The sequence below is a fragment of the Aquimarina sp. AU474 genome (assembly GCF_900312815.1).
Lineage (GTDB): Bacteria > Bacteroidota > Bacteroidia > Flavobacteriales > Flavobacteriaceae > Aquimarina.
This window is the reverse complement of sequence record NZ_OMPE01000009.1, coordinates 952,782-973,795: the sequence shown is the minus strand read 5'-3', so window position 1 is coordinate 973,795 and position 21,014 is coordinate 952,782. Positions and strand designations below refer to the sequence as shown.

General features: G+C 32.9%; 13 protein-coding genes. 1 reads left to right on the top strand and 12 read right to left on the bottom strand.

Going from position 1 to position 21,014, the window contains the following annotated elements:
- Positions 1-144 precede the first annotated feature (144 nt).
- The 12 genes from DK508_RS17725 to DK508_RS17670 form a co-directional block, all read right to left on the bottom strand.
- A complete protein-coding gene (locus DK508_RS17725) occupies positions 145-4,704 on the bottom strand; it encodes a DUF6443 domain-containing protein (RefSeq protein WP_109302121.1) in 4,560 nt (1,519 codons plus the stop codon).
- A gap of 20 nt (positions 4,705-4,724) precedes the next feature.
- Positions 4,725-8,324, bottom strand: coding sequence for a hypothetical protein (locus tag DK508_RS17720; RefSeq protein WP_160114779.1), 3,600 nt, complete (start codon positions 8,322-8,324; stop codon positions 4,725-4,727).
- An 854-nt stretch (positions 8,325-9,178) separates the two neighbouring features.
- Entirely contained in the window at positions 9,179-9,781 is a 603-nt protein-coding gene (locus DK508_RS17715) for a zinc-ribbon domain-containing protein (RefSeq protein WP_109302119.1), read from the bottom strand.
- A 108-nt stretch (positions 9,782-9,889) separates the two neighbouring features.
- Entirely contained in the window at positions 9,890-10,477 is a 588-nt protein-coding gene (locus tag DK508_RS21385; RefSeq protein WP_200831885.1) for a collagen-like protein, read from the bottom strand.
- Positions 10,478-10,637: 160 nt separating this feature from the next.
- A complete protein-coding gene (locus tag DK508_RS17705) occupies positions 10,638-11,264 on the bottom strand; it encodes a hypothetical protein (RefSeq protein WP_109302118.1) in 627 nt (208 codons plus the stop codon).
- A gap of 35 nt (positions 11,265-11,299) precedes the next feature.
- Positions 11,300-11,905: a hypothetical protein gene (locus tag DK508_RS17700; RefSeq protein WP_109302117.1), complete on the bottom strand. Its 606-nt coding sequence runs from the start codon at positions 11,903-11,905 to the stop codon at positions 11,300-11,302.
- A gap of 28 nt (positions 11,906-11,933) precedes the next feature.
- Positions 11,934-12,623 (bottom strand): hypothetical protein, encoded by a 690-nt coding sequence (locus DK508_RS17695; protein ID WP_109302116.1) that lies wholly within the window; start codon positions 12,621-12,623, stop codon positions 11,934-11,936.
- Positions 12,624-12,635: 12 nt separating this feature from the next.
- A complete protein-coding gene (locus DK508_RS17690; RefSeq protein ID WP_109302115.1) occupies positions 12,636-13,649 on the bottom strand; it encodes a hypothetical protein in 1,014 nt (337 codons plus the stop codon).
- Positions 13,650-13,776: 127 nt separating this feature from the next.
- The gene (locus DK508_RS17685) at positions 13,777-14,352 is read right to left on the bottom strand and encodes a collagen-like protein (protein ID WP_160114778.1); all 576 of its coding nucleotides are present in this window, start codon (positions 14,350-14,352) and stop codon (positions 13,777-13,779) included.
- A 176-nt stretch (positions 14,353-14,528) separates the two neighbouring features.
- Positions 14,529-15,884 carry a M48 family metallopeptidase gene (locus DK508_RS17680; RefSeq protein WP_109302113.1) on the bottom strand — a complete coding sequence of 452 codons (1,356 nt, stop codon included), beginning with the start codon at positions 15,882-15,884 and terminating at the stop codon, positions 14,529-14,531.
- A 148-nt stretch (positions 15,885-16,032) separates the two neighbouring features.
- Positions 16,033-17,595: a fibronectin type III domain-containing protein gene (locus DK508_RS17675; protein ID WP_160114777.1), complete on the bottom strand. Its 1,563-nt coding sequence runs from the start codon at positions 17,593-17,595 to the stop codon at positions 16,033-16,035.
- Between the two features lie 158 nt (positions 17,596-17,753).
- The gene (locus DK508_RS17670; protein ID WP_109302111.1) at positions 17,754-18,965 is read right to left on the bottom strand and encodes a helix-turn-helix domain-containing protein; all 1,212 of its coding nucleotides are present in this window, start codon (positions 18,963-18,965) and stop codon (positions 17,754-17,756) included.
- Between the two features lie 212 nt (positions 18,966-19,177).
- On the opposite strand from DK508_RS17670, the gene DK508_RS17665 reads away from it, so the two are divergent.
- Complete coding sequence (locus tag DK508_RS17665) at positions 19,178-20,914, top strand: AraC family transcriptional regulator (RefSeq protein ID WP_109302110.1); 1,737 nt, start codon at positions 19,178-19,180, stop codon at positions 20,912-20,914.
- Positions 20,915-21,014 lie beyond the last annotated feature (100 nt).

The following is a 21,014-nucleotide window of genomic DNA, read 5'->3' as shown; positions in this document are numbered from 1 at the left end:
CGCACAGATTGCAAATCTGCGCTATCATATATGAGCGATCATGTCTTTACTTTTATTTCCTCACTCGTACAGATTACTCAGTATCGCCACTAGTCACAGACTAGCGGTAGCGGGGAAAGGGAGGTAGGTAAAACAATTAAGCTTTTATTTTTTATTTAATTTTTCTTCAGTTGAGTTCCAACCATTAGATATTAAATCTATTACTTTATTGTAAATATTACTAAGCATATTACCTGTCTCTTCAACATCTGCAGATACAGCTACTGATGCCGGACCAGCCCCCATACCAACACCAATTTTATTCCCACTTAAAACACCAGAAAATGTATCGTTAGAAATTTTATACAAACCTGTAAATTGTCCATTTTTTTCTTCATTCGTACTTATCAACGCTCCACTTTCTGAAACTGTAAAACCATCTCTAATTGTTGCTGAAAGATCAACAGCCAAAAGAGATGCCTCTCCTTCTGTTCCTGATTCCGAAATAGATCCTTTTAATTGACCTGCAGAAATTGAAACCTTTGATTCTCCTATACCTTCTACACCAAAACCTGCACCGACTTTTAAAATATTCCCTTTACCTTTTATTTTATTATCAGATGTCGCTGTAATACTTCCTTCAGCAAATGCCCCATTAATAGAAGCTTTTGTATTACCTGCCGAGGTTTCAATATTTATAGAAGGTCCTAATTTACCTCTTAGTGTTCCGGAATAACTAAATATCTTACCTTGTGTTTTATAAGTTGGAGTAAAAAAATTGGCTTTTTTAAATTCCTCTACTTCTAGCCCTTCAAGTTCAACACCTATCCCCATTTTATTTTCTTGAAACGCGTAAGTAGAATTATAAGTATATTTCTCTGCTAATGGATCAATTTGCCAAAACCTACCAATAGCTGGATCACTAATACGATATTTCCATTCGTGAACATTTATTCCTAAATCCTCGGTAAGTTCTTGTCCTTGATATGTTTTGAAATTATTCTTAACCCCTATCAAGATAGCATTATATCCTTTATGCTCTAATCCGAAAGGGTAGTAATTCTGTTCTCTTCTAATTTCATGAGTATTATCTCCATCTTCATCTAAATCAGAATTATTTCTAAAAATGTCAATTTTACCATCAACATCATTATCTGCAAAAGTAATCCTAGTATTACCCCAAATATCCTTAAATTGGTATACATAATAAAACCCTTTAGAAAGGTCATTCACATCTTTAGGTTCTAAATAACCTTCTGGGTCAGCAATGAATTCAAGATTGCCATTCTTATAAACATAATTACCTGCATACTCGGTTAGAGTGGTAATATCCATATAGGGAGGAGAATTTGTTTCAAAAATGGTAAATTCTTTCCGCAATTTTTCTCCAGTCGCAGAATAGGTGTATACAATTTCGCCTTCTTCTGTTTCTATAATAACCGGAAGATTAAGATGATTATACCGAATCGTAGAAATTCCCTTATTTCTATCAATAGTCATATTACCATTAGCATCATACTCAAAATCATCATTGGTATTGGTGCCATCTTTAAAACCTTTTGCGACATCTCCATTTTCAACAACTTTTAATAGTTTATTACCAGAGTCATAGGTGTATTCAAGAACATCCATAATGGTTCCAAATCTTTCTTCCCCAACTCTTCTTAAACTCTGAATATTTCCGTTCTTGTCATACGTATATCCTCCACCATGAGTAAACTGGGGAAAATATGCTATTCCGGCTAAACCTTTGTAGTAACTGGCATTAGTGAGCCTATTAAGCTTGTCATAATTATAACTATATAACCTACTTAATTGATCATCATTGGCAGTTTTCCATATCGTTTCGCTTATATTACCGTTATATAAGGGAGTTGTACTTAGACTTTCTTCTGGTTTATTATAATTAATTCTAAATGTAAATAGGTCATCCCCAATGTTGTTTACATCATTGATATCGGTTAACCATCCACGTACATTATATTTATAATCTACCGTTTGTAATGTCTTTCTTGTAGAGTTTCCAACACTTTTGGCTTCTAATTGCCCAATATCATCATAGGTGTTACTTGTAATTAGTTCTTCTGGCTGATTGTTGATTTTTTGTTTTTGAGTTAACAACCGATCCATATGATCATAGGTAAAGGTGTCTGTGGTAATTATAGCTGGATTAATGCCTTTAGTGTGTGTAGTTTTGGATGCTAATATTTTACCAGTAAAATCAAGCTTAGATTCTATAATATCTACAGTTTCTAAATATTTATTTCGTATCGATGTATAAATAACACGCCCTTTTTCATCATATCCTGTTTGTGTAGTGATAAAGGCGTCTGGTACACCAAGCACTTTCACTTTTGATGTTGCTAATAACCCTTTTAAGTTATGACTGATTGGTGTATTATAAGAAGAAGTAGGTACTGCCAAATCTCCACCAAAATACACATACTCTTCATAATAATTAATTAAGTGCACATTATAATACTGTACATTAGTTGGATATGCATTGGTAGAATAATAAAATAGCCCTATTTGGCCATCAGGTAATTTTGTGTCATACTGATATACAGTATTATTAGCAGAACCTTGGACCGCCAATCGATCTCTATTGTCCTCATAAATCCCTGTTAGTATTATCCTTCCAAACACATCATACTTTGTAAATAACCATTCGTTTCTAGCTCTCTGATTTGCATCCTGAGTTAATATAGGTCGATCCAGTTTGTTATATACAATATACTCCCACCCTTTGCCTGGGATTTTCTTTTCTACCAGTCGATTTCTATCATCATACTTATATTGATAACAAAGCTCATTGAGCTCTGTAGCAGATACTCCGTTCGAAGTGTTTACTTTTGGAGGGATTACATAAATAAGGTTACTAACCTTATCATATACATAATAAGTATCATGCGCGATATTATCATTATATGTGCGTTTTAATACAACACGACCTTGTTTATCTTTATATTCATGAGAGGTATGATTATTACCTTCTGCTGGTTTCCAGTTTTCATCACGTGTTATAGTGTGATGCAACTCGTTTTTTGGATAAAAACCAAGATCCTGTAGTACTGGTTTTTCTGTATCATTATTAGTAAACCCAATATTATATTTTTTTATAGTACCAGCGACGTTTGTATTATACTCAAAACGAATCGTATGGTTTTTTGAATATACGGCATCATACCCTACTAATTGCTCCTCCTGTCTCGTAACATCAACCTGAGCATGAAAAATGATATTATTAACAGACTCCGGAGTGGATGATGCATTCGTAATAATTAAATTATTATTTTCTATAGTAACCTTATAGTTGGTGTTTACATTTCCTGTTGAAGTTGATTTTTGAATATACCCCAAATCAGCAAATGCTATTTGTGGATCTACATCGAGATTACTAATTACTCCAGTCTTCAACGTAGTCGTTTGGCCAAAACTAAAATAGAAGTCCATATCCATTTTTAGAACCCCACTACGAATTTGTATAGCTGCATCTTCACTTATTACTAAACCAAGTTTAATAGATTGGTTTGTGATAAAGTTTGTATAATGAATAGACTTGTCATAGTTACCAGGTCTTATCGTTACAGTTTGATATTGTGGATCAACATACTCTAGATTATCTGGATCATATTTCCAGGGATCTCCAGGAGCCGCTTGCTCAACTACTCTGCTAAGCGGTGAACGTTCATACACAGTTTGAGAATACGCATTCATCGTATTTTCATACTTGAGCGTATTATAAAACCCTGCTACGCCAGATTGCGCGTTATTATATATATTTCCTTCTGTGTTTTGCGTTGTAGCAAAAGAAAGAAATTCTTTCTCTGCTCTTCCTAAAGCATCATATTCTATATGCGATATAATTTGCTTAGGTTTTTGCCGATTGATAACCTCAGCAATATTTTCTTGCACATCAATGCCCTCTTGACCAATAGGATTATAGAAGTATTGTTTTACATTGATATCGGTACTATAATACAAATAGTTTCTAAATCGCGAAGTAGTGGTGTTGTCTCTCCATTTATAATCTTTACCACTTTTTACTTTATTTCCATTAATATCATATACTCCACTTACACCAGAATAGCCACCAGTATACGTGTGCGGATGTACTATTCCCACCATCAAGTACCAAGTATCTAATTGAGGTAAATCACCAACCCAGAAATAAGGGTTGCCATTGGCTGTGCCATCAAGGTTATTTACATTTTGAGTACCATGATAGGTATTACCATCTTGTGATCCTGTACGTTTTACCCAAACCATATAGCGATAGGCTACATTTTTATCTACTTCAAAATAATCTGTATTCCATCCTCCATCTGCATCACGGGCAGCATCATTGCCACATTTCCATAGCACCTCTTTATCCGTAAAAGGAGAAGCACCGTACGTTATTAAATTTTCTGAAGTAGCTCCATTTCGATTAAAAAAAGGAGTGCTATTAAGGCCTATTTCCCATTCGTCTTGCCAATATGTATCATTAGCAGATAATGGATTACCTCCTGCATTAATTGCAATGGTTTGTTTAGGTCTGCCTATACCATCATAGTATACAATGCTTTCTATTTTATCCTTGCCATTAATAACACTGTTCTCGTTAATATTACGTTCTACACTTCCGTTTTTCATTGTGGTTTTGCCCACAAAATTTTCGGTAGTATTTTGACCATATGCCAGTATCGAAAATCCTAGCAATAGTATATAAAGTATATTTTTCATCTTTTTTGCTCTTATCTTGATTATTGTTGTTGTGTAGTGTCTGGATCGGGATCAGTAGGATCAGTAGGATCTCCGGGGTCACAGTACTTAGTAACATACTGCCTCGCTATGTATGTTTTTCCTGTTAATCTATCTATGATAGTACATTGTATTTGCAGACCATTTGACGATCCATGACAAGGAACAGTTTGCCTGTTTATTTTGTATGTGTCACCGTTGGCAATGCCTACATGTCCTTGATTCGAAAACCAAGAAAAAGAATATCTCCCAGACCCTCTGTCAACAATAGGTTTTACAATAAGGTCTCCACTAGTATTAAAGTAATGATGAAGAAAACCATATAGTTCTGGGTAATCATCTTCTGTATCAATGGCAGGTATTATGTTATTAGTTTTGTGGTTATACCTATATTTTTCAACAAGCTTATTATCTCGGTCCCAGATATTGATTAATCTTCGTCTATTGTCATACTCAAAAGACGTCCAGTTGCCTCTTGTATCTCCAATCCTTTTTACACCGATATATGGGTCATGAATATATGTAGTTGTTAAAATAGATTCAGGAGCATTATTAAGGTTTGTTCTGATATTATCAAGTTCATTTTGCAATGCAATCTCTTCTTGCTCAGTATTTTCACTTTCAGATAGAAAAACTGCATTTGAAATATTAGATGTTCCTGCGATTTCAATCATTCTATCATACCCTACACCATCAACACGTGCCAACAGGTTTCTATTATCATATCCCCAAAGTAATGAAGTAGGAGGCTGTTCTTTGAAAGAAAATTCTAGCAAATTATCTTCACTATATTTGGTGTAGGCATATTCAGTTTTCATTCTAGAATCTGTTACCAATTGGCAATCGGACCCAGCAGATACTGATTGATAATTGGATATCCCGGCAGCAGATCTCAATAACTTATTGGATTTCATTAAAACATATTCTGTTCCTGCAGGTCTAGAATAATCAAATACAGATGCTTGGACTACTTTATTGTTTATTTTGGTAACTACCTCTATCGGTTTACTAATCAAATTATCTCTTACCAAATCCTTATAAATACCCGAAGAACAATTAATATGGTATGGGTATTTGTATTCCATTTCGGTAATCTCTCCTAGAGAATTGGTACTGCTTTCTGTAATCTTTTTATGAAAATTATAGTCATGGGTAAAATCTTGAATTTGTTCTACCTTTTCATTACCGTAATACATCGTTGTTTTTATAGAAGTATTAAAAACCGGAGAGAAGAAACGTTTTGATGATTGAATCAATGACCCCGAAGGGTGAATATCTATAATATATTGATCAGGGATCAAATTATTATAAGCGTATTCTGTTTCAGAAACTATTTGATTTTCTGAGTTGTATAACTTTTGTTTAAATAGTTTACCTCTATAAACAGATTTATCTAATCTACGTACGCCTATAAAGTTTGCATGTAACCAAACTGGATTTACTGTATTAGTTACCTGTCCAAGTTTAGAATCTTGGTTGCCAATTTCTGAAATTAATCCATCAGGAGTATTCGAAAAACTAATAAATGTATCTTCAGATGATGATCCATCGCTTTTAAGCTCTGTAACCTGATCATATACCATATGACTGCCATCCAATACGTATTTATTAAACGAAACGTTTTTTACTCTACTTGATGTTGCGCTAAACGTGCCTACATTTTCCCATAGCATGTATATATATCTTGGCCAGTCATTTAATATTCCCGAACTTACATTTTCATTCTTTAATGTTGAATAATCTTTGGCATAGATAAATTCTCTTCGATTAGTTTCTCCGTTTTCTGTAACGTCCTTAATTTCTTTTATTCTTGCTCCTCCGGCATATTGTACACCCATATCATCATAGATATCAGTAAAAAAGTTTTGATCACTTCTACGCTCTAATCTTCGCGCATATTGATGGGGTTCATAAGTGAATTCTGAATATCCCTTGGTCGGGTATATGACTCTTTTTATTAGAGCAACGTCGCATAAGTAAGGGTTTGGATCTCGTTCTTTACTCAAGTAACGAAAATCACCAGCTCTATTTTGCATAGTTTCAGGAATTAAAGTAGTATTATCATCCTTACCATTCCAGAACCCCCAATGATCTATTCCTTTGGTATATTTAACAGGGAGTTTGTCATTTTTATAATAATGAAATAGGTAAGGTTCTTTTCCCGATTCCTGAACTTTGGACAAGAACATTCTATTAGCACTCAAAGTGCCGTTATCGTATTTTCCTTTATGGATATAATCAAAAGTAAATGTCCTAGCAAAAATATCTACAGTTGGTGCATTCGGGTTTAAAATAACCCCATCAGCAATTTCAGATACTCGTATTTTATTTAGTTGTTTTTTCTTTGTATTAAACCTTTTACCTGATAAAATAGATTTAGTATGGTACTCTTCATCAGCATAAGTATACTCAAACTCAATTTTAAAATTACCTTCCGATTTTATTTCTCTTAAATAAGAAACTTTTGTGATATTGTGTCTGGTTATACCGCTATAGTCATCCTTAAAAGTAGCCCCATCTACAAAAGGAGGAGCTACACTATTATTCCATTGTGTAGTGTGTATTTCACGAGATTCATCAAAAAATGAATTAAGCATCACCGGGGGTTCAGGTAATTGGTTAAAATCATACTTTTCAAGAATTTTACAAAATTCATCATAAAGTTCTTCAGAATCACCACCTATATGTTGATCTCCCTCATAGGAAAATTCAAGTTTTGTTCTATTAGGAGCAATAACTTCGGTTAAATGCCAAGTATTTATGACGGGATCAATCGTAGTATTATTAAATTCGAAAAAACCATTAAGTTGAATATTATCTTTAATTGTGATGTTATGATCTATAGCCGTATATCTACCACCAAAAACATAGGTGTATCCATTGTCTAAATGCATTGTGATTTCTGAATCAACAGGACTACACATTTTATAAGTATGAGGTTGTTTTTTAAACCTACTTAGATCTACTTTAATATTTATTGGGGCATCAGTTTGAACTTTTACCGTCTTATCATGATCTATAAAAAATTTCCCGGAAATTCCCATCACATTGAAATGAAAAATATCTGGTTGACTCTCAAAATAAGAATTGAAATTACCTTCTTGCCCAAAAACCCATATAGGGTTAATAGACCTAAAACCAACATTACTTCTTAAATTAAAAATATCATCTTTAGGATAAGGCACTCCCAAGCGTTTTAGTCCCACATAATACCCATTAACCGTAGCTCTATTACTTATTGGGTTACCTTCTTTGTCGTCGGGTAAACCTCTTACTTCTCTAGTAATAGATCCTCCTATATTTAAAGACCAATCTAATCCAACGATGCTTTCGTGTTTATTAGGTTTAAAACCGCCAGAATTATTAGACAAGCTAGCCGATAAAGGAAAATCTTTGTCATTAATAGAGAATAATGGTATTGACAAATTGAGGGTTCCCTGATATTTAGAAGATTCTACATTACCATGTTTTATAAAATCAGAAGCTCCTGGGCCTGCAATATTGAATGTTTCTTTGGTTTGTAATTCTGGTTGTTGTGCCCAGATAAAAGACCCGGTAAGTAACAAGATAAAGTATAAAGGCTTTTTAAATCTGTATTCCATTGAAAATAATATTTTAATAATTATTAATATGTTTTTATCCCCTCCTATAACTGGCAAAAAAGTGGTGTTTTTCCTTCTAAATGATGTATCATAGAATTGAATTTAAAAAGGACTCAGATCCAAATAATTACATACTTTGTAAATTTTCCTTTTACTTAAGTATCCTAATCATTGATATGTTACTATGCTCTTACCTTTTTTTTGGGTTTTAGCATTTATTCTTTCTAGTGTTATGCTCTTTTTATGTGCTTGACGAATACAAATCACTGATAAACTATTGATTAAATCAGGGGTTTGCAGTAGCGGTAGGTTAATGTTTTTCTTAAATGAACTACCTCTATGGCTTTGTCTTGGAGTAATTTTTCCTTCATATTGATAATCCCTCTAGTTATTAATAAACAGTCAGTTATTTATTTATAATCATAAGAGGTTTTAAACTGCAAAACTTTAAGGAAGGATTAATTAGGTTTTAGATTTGCTTTAAATTCGGAATTTAATGCAGACACCTATTTACAAAAACCAACTACAATGTTGTGATCTTGTAATTCATTTGATTAAATGAGTTATATAAGATTTTGAAGAAAAAACCATAGTTACATAAGTATACCTACATATATTTTAATAAAATAAAAAGAATAGCGTAAAAAATTAATAATTATATGTCTATGAATACTAATGAGGATTCTTTTATAAACACTGTAAAGGGAGGATCAAGAGTAAACGTTAGATTGGGATACTAAATTGTCCTCCTTTTTACTCCCTAAATTTATTTACTGTAAACCCCATGATGTCATGTCATGGGGTTTAAAATTATTTAGTTTTGTTGTGTGTTTAGATAACAAATAGGATAATCGCTATCTATTTATACCTAAAACTTCTTTTGAATCATACATCTCTTTTAGCTTGTTTTTTGAGATTGCATATGAAAACTCAGCATAATTTTCAGGTTTATCAATTTTGTGAATTTTCGTAATCTTACTTATTTCATATTCATTTGGAGATATAAATACGCTATCTTTTGAAACACTAATTACTTTTAAAGTTGAATAACTTCCTGTTTTAATTTTGTATTCATAGATATCTCCTTCTTTAGGAAATGTTATATATTCTGATTCTTGTTTTTTATCTGCTGCACTAGCATAACTACCCCAAGCCATTAAAATTACAATTATACCTAATCCAGAAAATTGCCATATTGGCCCTTTAGTTCTATTTTTTAAATTATCGTATTCTCTTTTAATAGGTTTTGGCATCTCATTTGTTTTAAGAACATTTTTACAATGTTGGCATTGAGATATTCCCTTTTTACCAATAGGAAACAAAGGAATCCAAAAAACATGAGCATGTTTTCTAAAAACACTTATAAGTAAAGAGCCTTGAGTTTTACAACTTGGGCAAATTCCCGTTTTAGATTGTACAGATTTTAAATGAACTGCTTTGCCTCCATAAATTATCATATTTTCCTTTTTTAATGATTTACGATATAGCGATATACACAACGTCTCATTTCATTAAGATTTAATGAAATGAGACGTTTACATCATACCCCTTTTTAATTTATGATGTTATTTTGAGATGTTAAACAACTCAACAATCTCTTGATATGACATAGATGCATAATCTATCGACGATTTTGCCACTCCTCCAGGAATGATAACATACCTAAAATCATCGAAAAAAGTGAATAAATTCGTACCTCCATCTAGTGTAGCTACTTGGATTCTTAAAGAACTACCTCCAACAAAATTTGATACCTGAAAACCGTAATACTCACTTTGCGAAGCAAGTATATATGGCAATGGGGATATTTCAGAAACTATTGCGTTTACTTCACGGCGCCCATAAACCAGCAATACATCTTCGGCTAAGTTAAATTCAACTAGGTTAAATGTCTCTAATAATTGAGTATTGGTCTCTGCTGCCACATTCGTTTCAAAATCTTCGGCTATCCACTCAGAATAAATAACATTGGCTGTTCCTGTTTCTCCTTGTTCTCCAGTTTCTCCCTGTTCACCTTGTTCACCAGATAAACCTTGTTCACCCTGTGGTCCTTGTGGTCCAATAGCACCATCCTCACCATCAGAACATGAAAAAATTAAACCCGTTAACATGCATGCAATTATAATTCGCATTAAACTTTTTTTTGCTTTCATTTTACTAATTTTTAAAAGTTAATACTGCAAACCTAACTGGGGAAGTAACTTGATATATCCGAAAAGCTTGAATTTCAAAGAATCCGGACATTTTTTGAGAGGTTCGACTCAATCTCATACGGTAAACACCGCTTTTATAGTTGGTTTAGATGTTTCGTTTTTAATCTACTCTCTCTTTACAAGCGATGACCCGTTTTACATCCTCTCTTAAACCATATTTCTCCCACAAAGCAATGTCCTTTTTTAACTCTAATCCATTTTGACCAGATTTAATATATCTTTTAATAGATCTAACTACCTGATCATTGCTGTTTTTAATTTTTAGTATCGATTCCCCTCCAGGTATACTATAATCGCCCTCATATTCATAACAAAAAACCAGAACCTTATCTCCCTTTTTTAAACCTTGTTCATAAAAGCATGTTGAAACAAAGAATTTTTGGGATCTAAAAGAACTTTTCTTTACATCTCTTGCAGTCAATACTTCTTCAATATTAATGATGCCTTTTTGGGAAACATAGAGTAAATCTTCATTTTTTATAGGCTGGTCAATATGATCAACCGTTCCCAAAAAAGCTAATGTATAACTACTACCACAGTATCCAATAAAAGGTCCAGATTGAGGCCACCAATATGTATATCCTACTTTAAGTGTATCATTATTAGGTACCACTTGCTGATTTGTTTTTGTATACGCAGCTACTTGAGTGGGAGCATTACTTTTGTTCAAATTTGCACAAGAAAGAGTACTAAAACATAATGCTATAATCTGATATATTCTTTTCATGGTATACTGTGGTTTTATTTTTTAAATTAACACATTTACTCTAGCAAAAATGTAACCTGCACATAGTATTTCTGAGGTTCTTTTGGTTTAGCAGTATTATAATACTTGGATTGCCTATTATCCAATGTTTCTACTTTTTGAATATCGCCAATTTTTTTATTGATGTTTTTGGCGGTTAGTGTAGCCTTATTCGCTGCATCTTGTATTGCCATACTATTCAATGTTGCAATTTCGGTATTTGTGCTTTCATTTGGTATTATATCAATCCAGATAATCGTTACTCCTTTTATCAATTGTCCAAACATTTTTTCTACCTCTTCAAAAGATGTTGTTGTATAGTAATAATTCGAATTTGTACGGTGAGTAAGACCAGTGACCGCATATAGTTTGTTTTCTTTGAACTTTTTGAAATCTATACCAATACTATTTAATTTACTTTTATATTCTTCAATAAGCTGAGGTCTCTTCTTAGATTCTATATTTTGATATGTATCAGCTACGATATCTTTAATTTCAATATTAACGACGTATTCTTTAATAGTTGTTTTTTTGAATGTCTCGCCAATTACTGTTATTGTATTTTGTTGTTGTCCAAAAATTGGTGCGGTACACAATAATATACCTATAATTATTTTTTTCATGTCTTTTTCTCTAATAGTTATGTATATATTAATCTAAATCGAATCTAAAAATCCCTTCAAAATCTTGGATTTCATCCTGATCGTTTAAACTCGAACCATATCTTCCCGAAAAACCTGGTGAATTACCAACAGAGATATAACCCACCATTATAAAATCATTTGCGGCCATATCATCTATACGAGTTGCAATAACCCTCGAACCATCAATAATCCATTCTCCTTCAAAAGAAAGATCTGGCATATCAAAATTTTGCATTGTAAATGTTCCATCATCAAGAAAGGTTAAAAAATACTCCTGAGATATCATCGAAAAATCTGGCTCATCTGAAGTATCTTCCAAAAAACCTCCTTCAAAAAGGCCTTCTTCAAATTTATTCTCTATTATAATTTCAAATCTTGCGGTACTTGTCGAGTTTTTTGCTTCAATCACAAATGGAAAAGCACCTAGAGGTAATCTATTACCCCACGAAATAACACCTGTATCTTCATCAAAAAATACTACGGGTCTATTTAAAATCTCGGTTGTAGAAGAAATCGAAAGTGTCCCTATTTCTCCTTGCCAATCCAAAACTGTAGGAGAAACTTCCGTTTCATTTAGATAAAGGGTTTCAAATACTTCTGGATACTCTAATCTAATATTTCCCGAATCATCATCGCTACTACAAGCCCATAGTAGACTGATTAATGCGATAGTTATATTTATTTTTATTGTTTTCATTTTTTCTGTTTTTTATTCAAAAGACCACACATCGGTATAAAAATCATAGTAATTCCCTAGATCTAATCCATATCCATTAATCACCCATAATTTTTTATCATAATACAATGAGGTGTGCTCTGTTCTTTCTGGATAATTTTTAGAAGCCTTAACTTCGGTCCAGTTTATACCATCATTACTAAACCAGATATCATTAAAATATTTAAAGTCATTATTTCGTGTTCCGGCGGTAAGCCACATTCCTTTTTCATTTGTGGTTAATCCATGATCTCTTCTAGGTAGAAAGTTTGCATTTGCAGTAGCAATAAACCATTGATAACCATTTGGAGAATACCATACATCGTTTAAAAAATTATTATTAATGTCATACCCTCCTATAACCCATATCTTATTATCGTAAACCGTTACTGAGTGATCTCTTCGTTCACCAAAAGGAGCTAAGTTGGTAGCCAAACTCCAGTTTATACCATCGCCACTTACCCAAACATCTCCTTTTTCAACACCATTTTCATGACCTCCGATAACGAACATTCTTCCGTTCAAGGTTGCCATCCCATGACCGGATCGTGGAGAAAAAGCAGCATTTTTCGTTGCCAAATTCCATTGTTTGCCATCCTTAGAGTACCATACATCATTCATTGCGGCAGATATTGTACCTCCCGTTATCCACATTTTTCCATTAGAAACTGTTACAGCATGATTCGCTCGCTTAGAAAATGCTGCATTTTTTGTAGCAGCAACCCAATCTGTTCCATTAGTACTAAACCAAGCATCGTTATAATAAATACCTGGTCCATTACCAGCGATCACCCACATCTTTTTATCAAAGATTAAAGAGGCATGTCTTGCTCGTCCTCCAAAAGGTACTTCTTTAGTGACAAGTGTGGATTTAAGATGTTTAGTTTTTGGAAATAACATTTTAGAAGTTACTGCTTCTGAATCTTCAATCACTTCTTCTTCTTCAATATCGCAAGACACTAAAGTCAAACACATGATTGCTAAAATTAAATATATCTGATTTTTCATTTTTATTTGATTTTGTATTTTTTTAAAAACCCTTCAGATGAACTATTTACAACGTCTGAAGGGCATAGTCAAAAAATTAAATGGGGTAACATAATAGAAGTATATCTCTATTATCAGGCTCAATTCATTATTCTGGGATATTAAATAGGATGGCAATTTGTTGATAGGACATCGTGGTATAATCTATCTTAGATTTTATAGATGACGTATTTGAACCAACCGCTACTCCTCCTGGTATAATAACATATCTATAGTCATCAAAGCGATCAAAATCATTATCAGTATTCGAGGCTGCTAATCCTACCGCTCGTATAGATCCATTATAAATGGCATAGGTATATCGCTCATCGGTAGCTCTATTTTCATAAGGCAATGGAAGTACTTCATCTCCAATTACTGCTAAGATATCACCTCTGCCGTACACCAAAACAGTACTTGTATCTAGATTAACCCCTAAATCTGTAATCTGTTGTTCACTAGCTAATGTGAATAGTTTTTGGAGTAATCCCCCTCCTGGATTAAAACCATTTGGAATCCAGTCTGAATATATCACATTTGCTGTTCCCGGATCTCCTTGCTCTCCTATTGGTCCTTGTTCTCCTTGTTCTCCAACTGGACCTATTGAACCGTCTTCTCCATCTGAACAAGAAAATAGAGAAATTAAGATCACAAGTATCCAACTTAGCTTCACTAAATTTTTCATTACCTTCATTTTTATGTTTTTAAAAAGTTTAGGTCACAAACCTAGTGAGGGAAGTATTTTTGGATATCCAGAAAGTTTGAATTTCAAAGAATTCGGACGTATTTAAAGGGGTTTACTCGGGAAGACAAAAAGTAAAAGCCCTGTTTAGAAGAAAATCAACAATAGCTATTTTAATCTTATCTATTACTGATATTATTGTTTTTTGCTCTTACCCATATCCAAAAACCAATGCCCAAAATACCCATTAGCAATAATGCAACTACCCAATATTTTGTTTTTGGATTCTCTTTTTTCTCTATGCCATCATTATTGGGTATTCTTTCTTCCTTAATTAGATCCTTCTCAAATAAACTATCTATACTTTCTTTTGCGGCAATACTCAAAAGTATATTTTGTTTTGGAATTGGTCGATAATCTATAATTTTTCCAATAGTGGTATCTCTTGAATATCGTTTTGTTATATCACTTTCTTCCCCTTTACTGTTTTGAATTCTTATTCCTATCGTTGGTGCCACATAGTATTTTACATCAAATTCGTGTTCTGGATTTTTACCCGTTAGTATCCAACTCATTTCATCTTTTCGTACCCCATTGTAGTACGTATTTCCTTCTTCAATCTCTTCTGTTAACAATTCTTCTAACTCATATAAGTTGAATTTTTTACCTCTCTTTTTTGTGTATTGATGATAAAGTGCTGCTATGATCTTTTTTCTATAAACTTCTTTTGTTTTCTCATTCTCAAATTTATAAGATGCTTTAAAATAAGCTCTAGCCGCCAATTGTCTTGCTCCTTCTTTTCTTGCTGCCCCCACTAATAAATCTCCTAATACTTCTAATAAAATAGGGGAGTCGTGATTACCAAATTTCATCATTCCCAAAATACCAATAATGGCCTTTTCTAATTCTTTTTTAGATAATCTTCTCTTTGATTTTTCATCACCTTCTCTATGCTTATCTACTAAAAAAGTATAGAAATTATCTTCAAGATAAGGTTTGGGAAGACAAGCTAGACAAGTTCTAAATTTGGACGATAATGGAAATGGTATCTTACCATCTTTCATCTTACCAAGAACATATTGAGCAACATATAGTTGATATATTTCTCTTCCAAAATGCGCATTGGGATTAATCGCTATTGCTTTTTCTATATATTGAATTCCTTTAGAAAATTGTCCATCATGCAAATAAAATGTGCCCAAATTTGCATACGTTTCATATTCTCCAGGTTGGATTTGTTCTTTTTTGAATATAATCTCTATTGCCTTTTTGTTATCTCCAATCTTTGAATATGAAACGGCCAAGTCATCAAGGAGGTAGAGGCTATCAGGAGAATTTTTGAGTTTTTCTTCTCTATCCTTTACTCTCCAATAATAAAACTCTGGTGAATGTCTAAGAAATTTTCCCGAAATCAATTCGATCACACTAGGAAATTGTTGCCTTTCCATTTCAATGGTATCATAATCCCAAAAACAAGGAAAAACAACACAAAAATTTGCTATTAAAAATAAGATTGTGATTTTGGTACGGTTCATCTCTTAAATATAAGTATTATACTGGTTACTGTATCATAAAAAAAGATCCCCATCACTATAGTTTAGGCTAGTTAATGAGGATCTCCGGGTAATGAAAAGCAATTGGACAAAAAAACTTAATCATTACGTATACAAAGTAGTGTTACACTTATTGTAGTTTTATTACCCAATAGTTAAAATCACCCGTTGTTCCTTCTCCATTACCCATAATATTAGTATACCATGACCCCGCAACAGCATAACCTTGATCTGCTGTTTGTTGTATAGAAAATGCATAGTCATCTCCTTCACTACCCAAATTCTTTTGCCAAACGATCGTACCGCTATTGTTCAATCTTAAAATCCAAAAATCGCGTGCGCCATTATTTTCTTCAATATCCCCATCGGAAGAACTGGAGCTGCCCGTTGCAATGTATCCTCCGTCGTTGGTTTGTTGTATGTCACTTATTCCTTCGGACCCCATACCTCCATACGTTTTCTCCCACATTAAACCTCCTGCGCTGTTTGTTTTTATTACCCAGCCATCTGCAGATCCTTTATTTTCTGTAACGTCACTATCACTTGATCTTGAATATCCCGAAATAATATACCCACCATCCAACGTTTGCTGTACCGAACCTGCTTCTTCATCATCAGATCCACCATAAGTATTTTGCCACTCAAGCCCTCCTGCTTCATTAAACTTTGCCATCCACACATCTCTTTTATCATCAGAAGTTTCAGTATATCCAGCTACTACAAATCCCTGATCTATTGTATTATCTATAGACATAGCAATATCTCTTTGTGATCCTCCTATATTTGTTTCCCAAAGCAAATTGCCTAAATCATCTAATTTTACAATCCATGCATCAGATTGACCATTAATCCCTATCTCATCAGAACTCGAAAACCCTGAAGCAATATAGCCTCCATCGGCAGCTTGTATAATTGACTCTAGAATATCATCACTTTCACCTCCTATATTAGTTTCCCATACCAGATCTCCAGAAGCATTTAGTTTTACAATCCAGAAGTCACGCATCCCATTGTTTCCGGATACATCTCCATCACTAGATGTCGAAAATGCACCTACAATATAACCCCCATCATCTGTTAATTGAATATCATGAATAGTTTCATTTTGGCTTCCTCCAAAGTTTTTTTCCCATACAATATTACCAACATTATCTAATCTTACAACCCAACAATCTTTTCCTCCCTTATTTTCACTTACATCTCCATTATCAGATTCTGAAACTCCTCCGATAATATATCCTCCATCATCGGTTTCTCGTATCACATACGCCTCATCATTAACATCACCGCCTAGAGATTTTTGCCAAACAATACCTATTTCTCCATTCGTGTTTTCAATAGTTGAAAACAGAAATGTACTCTCGGTTATTCCTGTTTTACCATCTGAAGCCATTATCATCCCAGTATAGTTTGTTTTGGGCTCTAGGTTCTCTAATAAAAATTCTGTGTTTTCAATATCCGACACTACCTCATTATCTAATAAAAATACAGTATATGTCACTTTATCATTATCAGGATCAATAGCAGGGTTCCATTTAAGTAATGCACTATTCACGGTTATTTGCGCAACTTCTATCGAAAAAGCTCCTGGATTTTGATTTTGCGGCGGTGCAACTATTTCTTCGTCTTCACTACAACTTATAATAAGTATTACCATAGTGAGTACTATATATAAAAAATGATTCTTTTTCATTGTGGTTATTTTAATTTACACAGCGTTGTGTATCTGTTATAGCTCTTAATGTGATTGCTTCATCTATTGTTATTGTAGATGTATGAAACAAAAGTAGTTGGACTTAGAAATACAGATATCCAGAAAGTTTGAATTTCAAAGAATCCGGACGTATTAGGTTAGGATTTTCTATAAGTACTAGGTGAGACTCCTACAAGTTTTTTGAATGCGCTATAAAAAGTAGATTTTGAATTAAAACCCGATTCTAAGCCAATACTGATTACTGTATAGTGTATAAATTTCGAATTTCTTAATTTGGATTTTGCGTCTTCAATTCTGAACCCATTTACATAATCGGCAAAGTTTTGATGGGCTAACTTGTTCACTAATTGTGATAGGTAATTGCTGCTAATTTTTAATTTTTGGGCCATACTATCTAATCCCAAATTAGGATCTCTGTATATCTTTGCTTCTTTCATCAAAAAATCAAGCTCTTTAAAATACACATTGTTGGAAGTAATATTACATGCAGTTTTTGCATAAATGTGTGTGAGCTTTTTCTCTGTAAGTTTGGCTATTAAATGAAATAAGAAAATATGTTCTTGCGTAAAAAAGTCTTTTTGAGAATGCTCAGAGTCAAGAACACCTATCAATTCATCTTCGATAAAAATAGGTACAGATAATTCAGACATTCGTTGGGCGTCATCAATAATATAGTTAGAATTTAATGTTACATCCTTCACACATCGATAAGTCCCCGTTTGAGCAACACACCCCACAATGCCTTCTCCGACCTTGATCTGAATAGGGCTTATTACTTTTTTTTGTCCATTATTTTTATTTCCGTACGCTGTTTTTTGATTCAATACTTTCTTTTGTTTGTCTAGGATATAGATCACACAATCTTCTAAGTGCAATTGTGAAATACAATTTTCGACAATATCCCAAAGAACCTCATCTGTATTGTTTTTCCCGAATAATGAAGTTGCAAAATAGCTTAATATGGATAATGTTTCTCTTGAAGGATTATCCAAAAAATCATTTTCTATTTCTGAGAAAAATTGACTGGAACATCCTTTGTTTTTATCCTTAGCATTTTTCTTGAGTGTATTATTATCTAAAGTTTTTGGCTCGTTAAAAGTATATTGAACACCTCCTGATAACATTGTACTACTAGAAAAATTAAGTTTCAAAAGCCTATCAAACAATATCGTTTTTAACTCTTCTATATTCTGAGTGAGTAATGCAATAATACTTCCTGCCGAAAGAAATAATAGGTACAAAAAGGAAGTATACGTATGGTTTACTAAAAAAAACATAGGGAAGCATATCAATATCACAGCAACTTTTATTACTGTAATGCCTCCAATATTTTTCTTGTTATTCTCCATGAGAAGTTTTTTTGTCCTTGTCAAATATACCTTTACATTAGAGGAAAAAACAAACGGAATATCTCGAAATTCTCAGAATTCCGAAGTACAAAACATGAATCAAACACCTGATAATCATTGATTTATACTGTTTATAAGATACTATGTTGTAAATCAATAAAATAGTATCTTTACCATAGCGTAAATACATTTAGAATCAAGAACAAACCCTTTTGAGATTAAAAAAGACATATCTTTTTATCCCCTCTTATGGCATAACAGCAATATTCTTTTTTTTGCTGTGTACTACTCAATTCGCCTATAGCCAAGAAGATAAGGCATATGTAATCCCAGATTCTTTACAAACATGGGATTATAAGGCATTATACTCTTCCTATTTAAAAAATTGGCAAGATACTTTGACTTCTAAAACATACTTATATTCCTATTTAAAAAAAGCTACAACGGAAGATGATGCCATAAGAATGGCTAGGGCATATTGCCAATTATCTTATTATGCTATAGAAGAGCAAAAAAAACTTGCCTTACTTGATCGATCTATTGCACTGAGTAGTGGATTAGAAAACAAAACCTATCCCATAGAAGCATATTCTTTTAAAGGAGGATATTACTTAAGAAAAGGAAATTACGCACTGGCACTCGATAATTATTTAAAGATAATCCCTATTGCAGAACGTTTCAATAATACCGAGTACTTATATATCACCAAACATAATATTGCTCGTATTAAAACCATAATTGGTAAACATGATGAGGCACTTCCTTTATTTAATGAAAATTTTAATCACAATAGTCAAAAACAACCTATTGATACGACTAGATATCTAAAATCAGCAATCGCCCTGGCAGAGTCGTATCGATATAATAACCGATTAGATTCTGCATCTATAATTAATCAGAAAGCTCTTCAAAAACTTAGAGCGTCTAAATATCATCATGATCGATATTATGGCAAGATCATCATTAATGAAGGGATTAATCTTTTCTTTAAAAAAAATTATGGCGCTGCTTATGATCGCATTTCTAAAGGACTTACAGTACTTAATACATTTAAAAAAGAGAATAATCAAACCCATATTTTAGGTGAGTTTTATTTGGGTAAATTAAAACTAAAACGGCAAGACAATGCTGCTGCACAACAACATTTTATAGTAGTAGATTCTATCCTTCAAAGTGAAAAAATAGCACCTCTAGAAGTGCGGGAGAGTTATGAAGTTATGATTAATTTCTCTAGAGAAAATAACAATAAAGAAGCTCACTTAGCGTACATCGACAAGTTATTGAAATTTGATAGTATAGCAAATACTGAGACCTCATCCATTTCTTCTAGATTATTTAAAGAATTTGATACACCTGCCTTGCTTAAAGAAAAAGAAAAATTGATTAGTGAGTTAAAAGGCAGTAATAAAAGCTTAAACTTTTTAGTTGCTTTTCTTGTTGTACTTACACTAGTGGTTATCGTCTTTTTGTACCGACAATATCAAAAAAGAAAGACGTATCAATCAAAGTTTGAACAACTCATTAAAAAAGATGATAAAGGTAACTTAACCAATGAACAAACTACTAATACAGATATTGGGGTAGCCGAAGAAATTATTGCAGAAATCCTTAGTAAGCTTGACGCTTTTGAAGAAAAGCAACTTTTTTTGAAAAAAAATATCAGCGTTACCTCTTTAGCCAAGGATATTAAAACCAATACAAAGTATCTATCGAAGGTGATTAACCATCATAAGCAAAAGAACTTTGCTAACTATATTAATGATCTTAGGATTGTTTATGCTGTAGATCAACTCAAGACTAATAGCACCTTAAAAAATTATACCATCCAAGGCATTGCTGAAGAGATGGGGTTCAATACAGCCGAGTCTTTTTCGTCTGCATTTAAAAAAACCACAGGTATTAAAACTTCTTATTTTATTAAGAAACTTAACGATTTAGATATTCTATAATTTTATCGAAATTCACGGAATTTCGAATTACAACTCCCTAACCAAAAGCCTGTTTGTTTATTTTTCTTGTATATTTAAGGCGGGAAATAAAAAAGTAATT

Bases quoted from the DNA above. Each gene is read 5' to 3' on its own strand.
- DK508_RS17685 (WP_160114778.1), bottom strand. From the start codon at position 14,352: ATGAAAAATTTAGTGAAGCTAAGTTGGATACTTGTGATCTTAATTTCT.
- DK508_RS17720 (WP_160114779.1), bottom strand. From the start codon at position 8,324: ATGGAATACAGATTTAAAAAGCCTTTATACTTTATCTTGTTACTTACC.
- DK508_RS17695 (WP_109302116.1), bottom strand. From the start codon at position 12,623: ATGAAAACAATAAAAATAAATATAACTATCGCATTAATCAGTCTACTA.
- DK508_RS21385 (WP_200831885.1), bottom strand. From the start codon at position 10,477: ATGAAAGCAAAAAAAAGTTTAATGCGAATTATAATTGCATGCATGTTA.
- DK508_RS17670 (WP_109302111.1), bottom strand. From the start codon at position 18,965: ATGGAGAATAACAAGAAAAATATTGGAGGCATTACAGTAATAAAAGTT.
- DK508_RS17675 (WP_160114777.1), bottom strand. From the start codon at position 17,595: ATGAAAAAGAATCATTTTTTATATATAGTACTCACTATGGTAATACTT.
- DK508_RS17680 (WP_109302113.1), bottom strand. From the start codon at position 15,884: ATGAACCGTACCAAAATCACAATCTTATTTTTAATAGCAAATTTTTGT.
- DK508_RS17690 (WP_109302115.1), bottom strand. From the start codon at position 13,649: ATGAAAAATCAGATATATTTAATTTTAGCAATCATGTGTTTGACTTTA.
- DK508_RS17700 (WP_109302117.1), bottom strand. From the start codon at position 11,905: ATGAAAAAAATAATTATAGGTATATTATTGTGTACCGCACCAATTTTT.
- DK508_RS17705 (WP_109302118.1), bottom strand. From the start codon at position 11,264: ATGAAAAGAATATATCAGATTATAGCATTATGTTTTAGTACTCTTTCT.
- DK508_RS17725 (WP_109302121.1), bottom strand. From the start codon at position 4,704: ATGAAAAATATACTTTATATACTATTGCTAGGATTTTCGATACTGGCA.
- DK508_RS17715 (WP_109302119.1), bottom strand. From the start codon at position 9,781: ATGATAATTTATGGAGGCAAAGCAGTTCATTTAAAATCTGTACAATCT.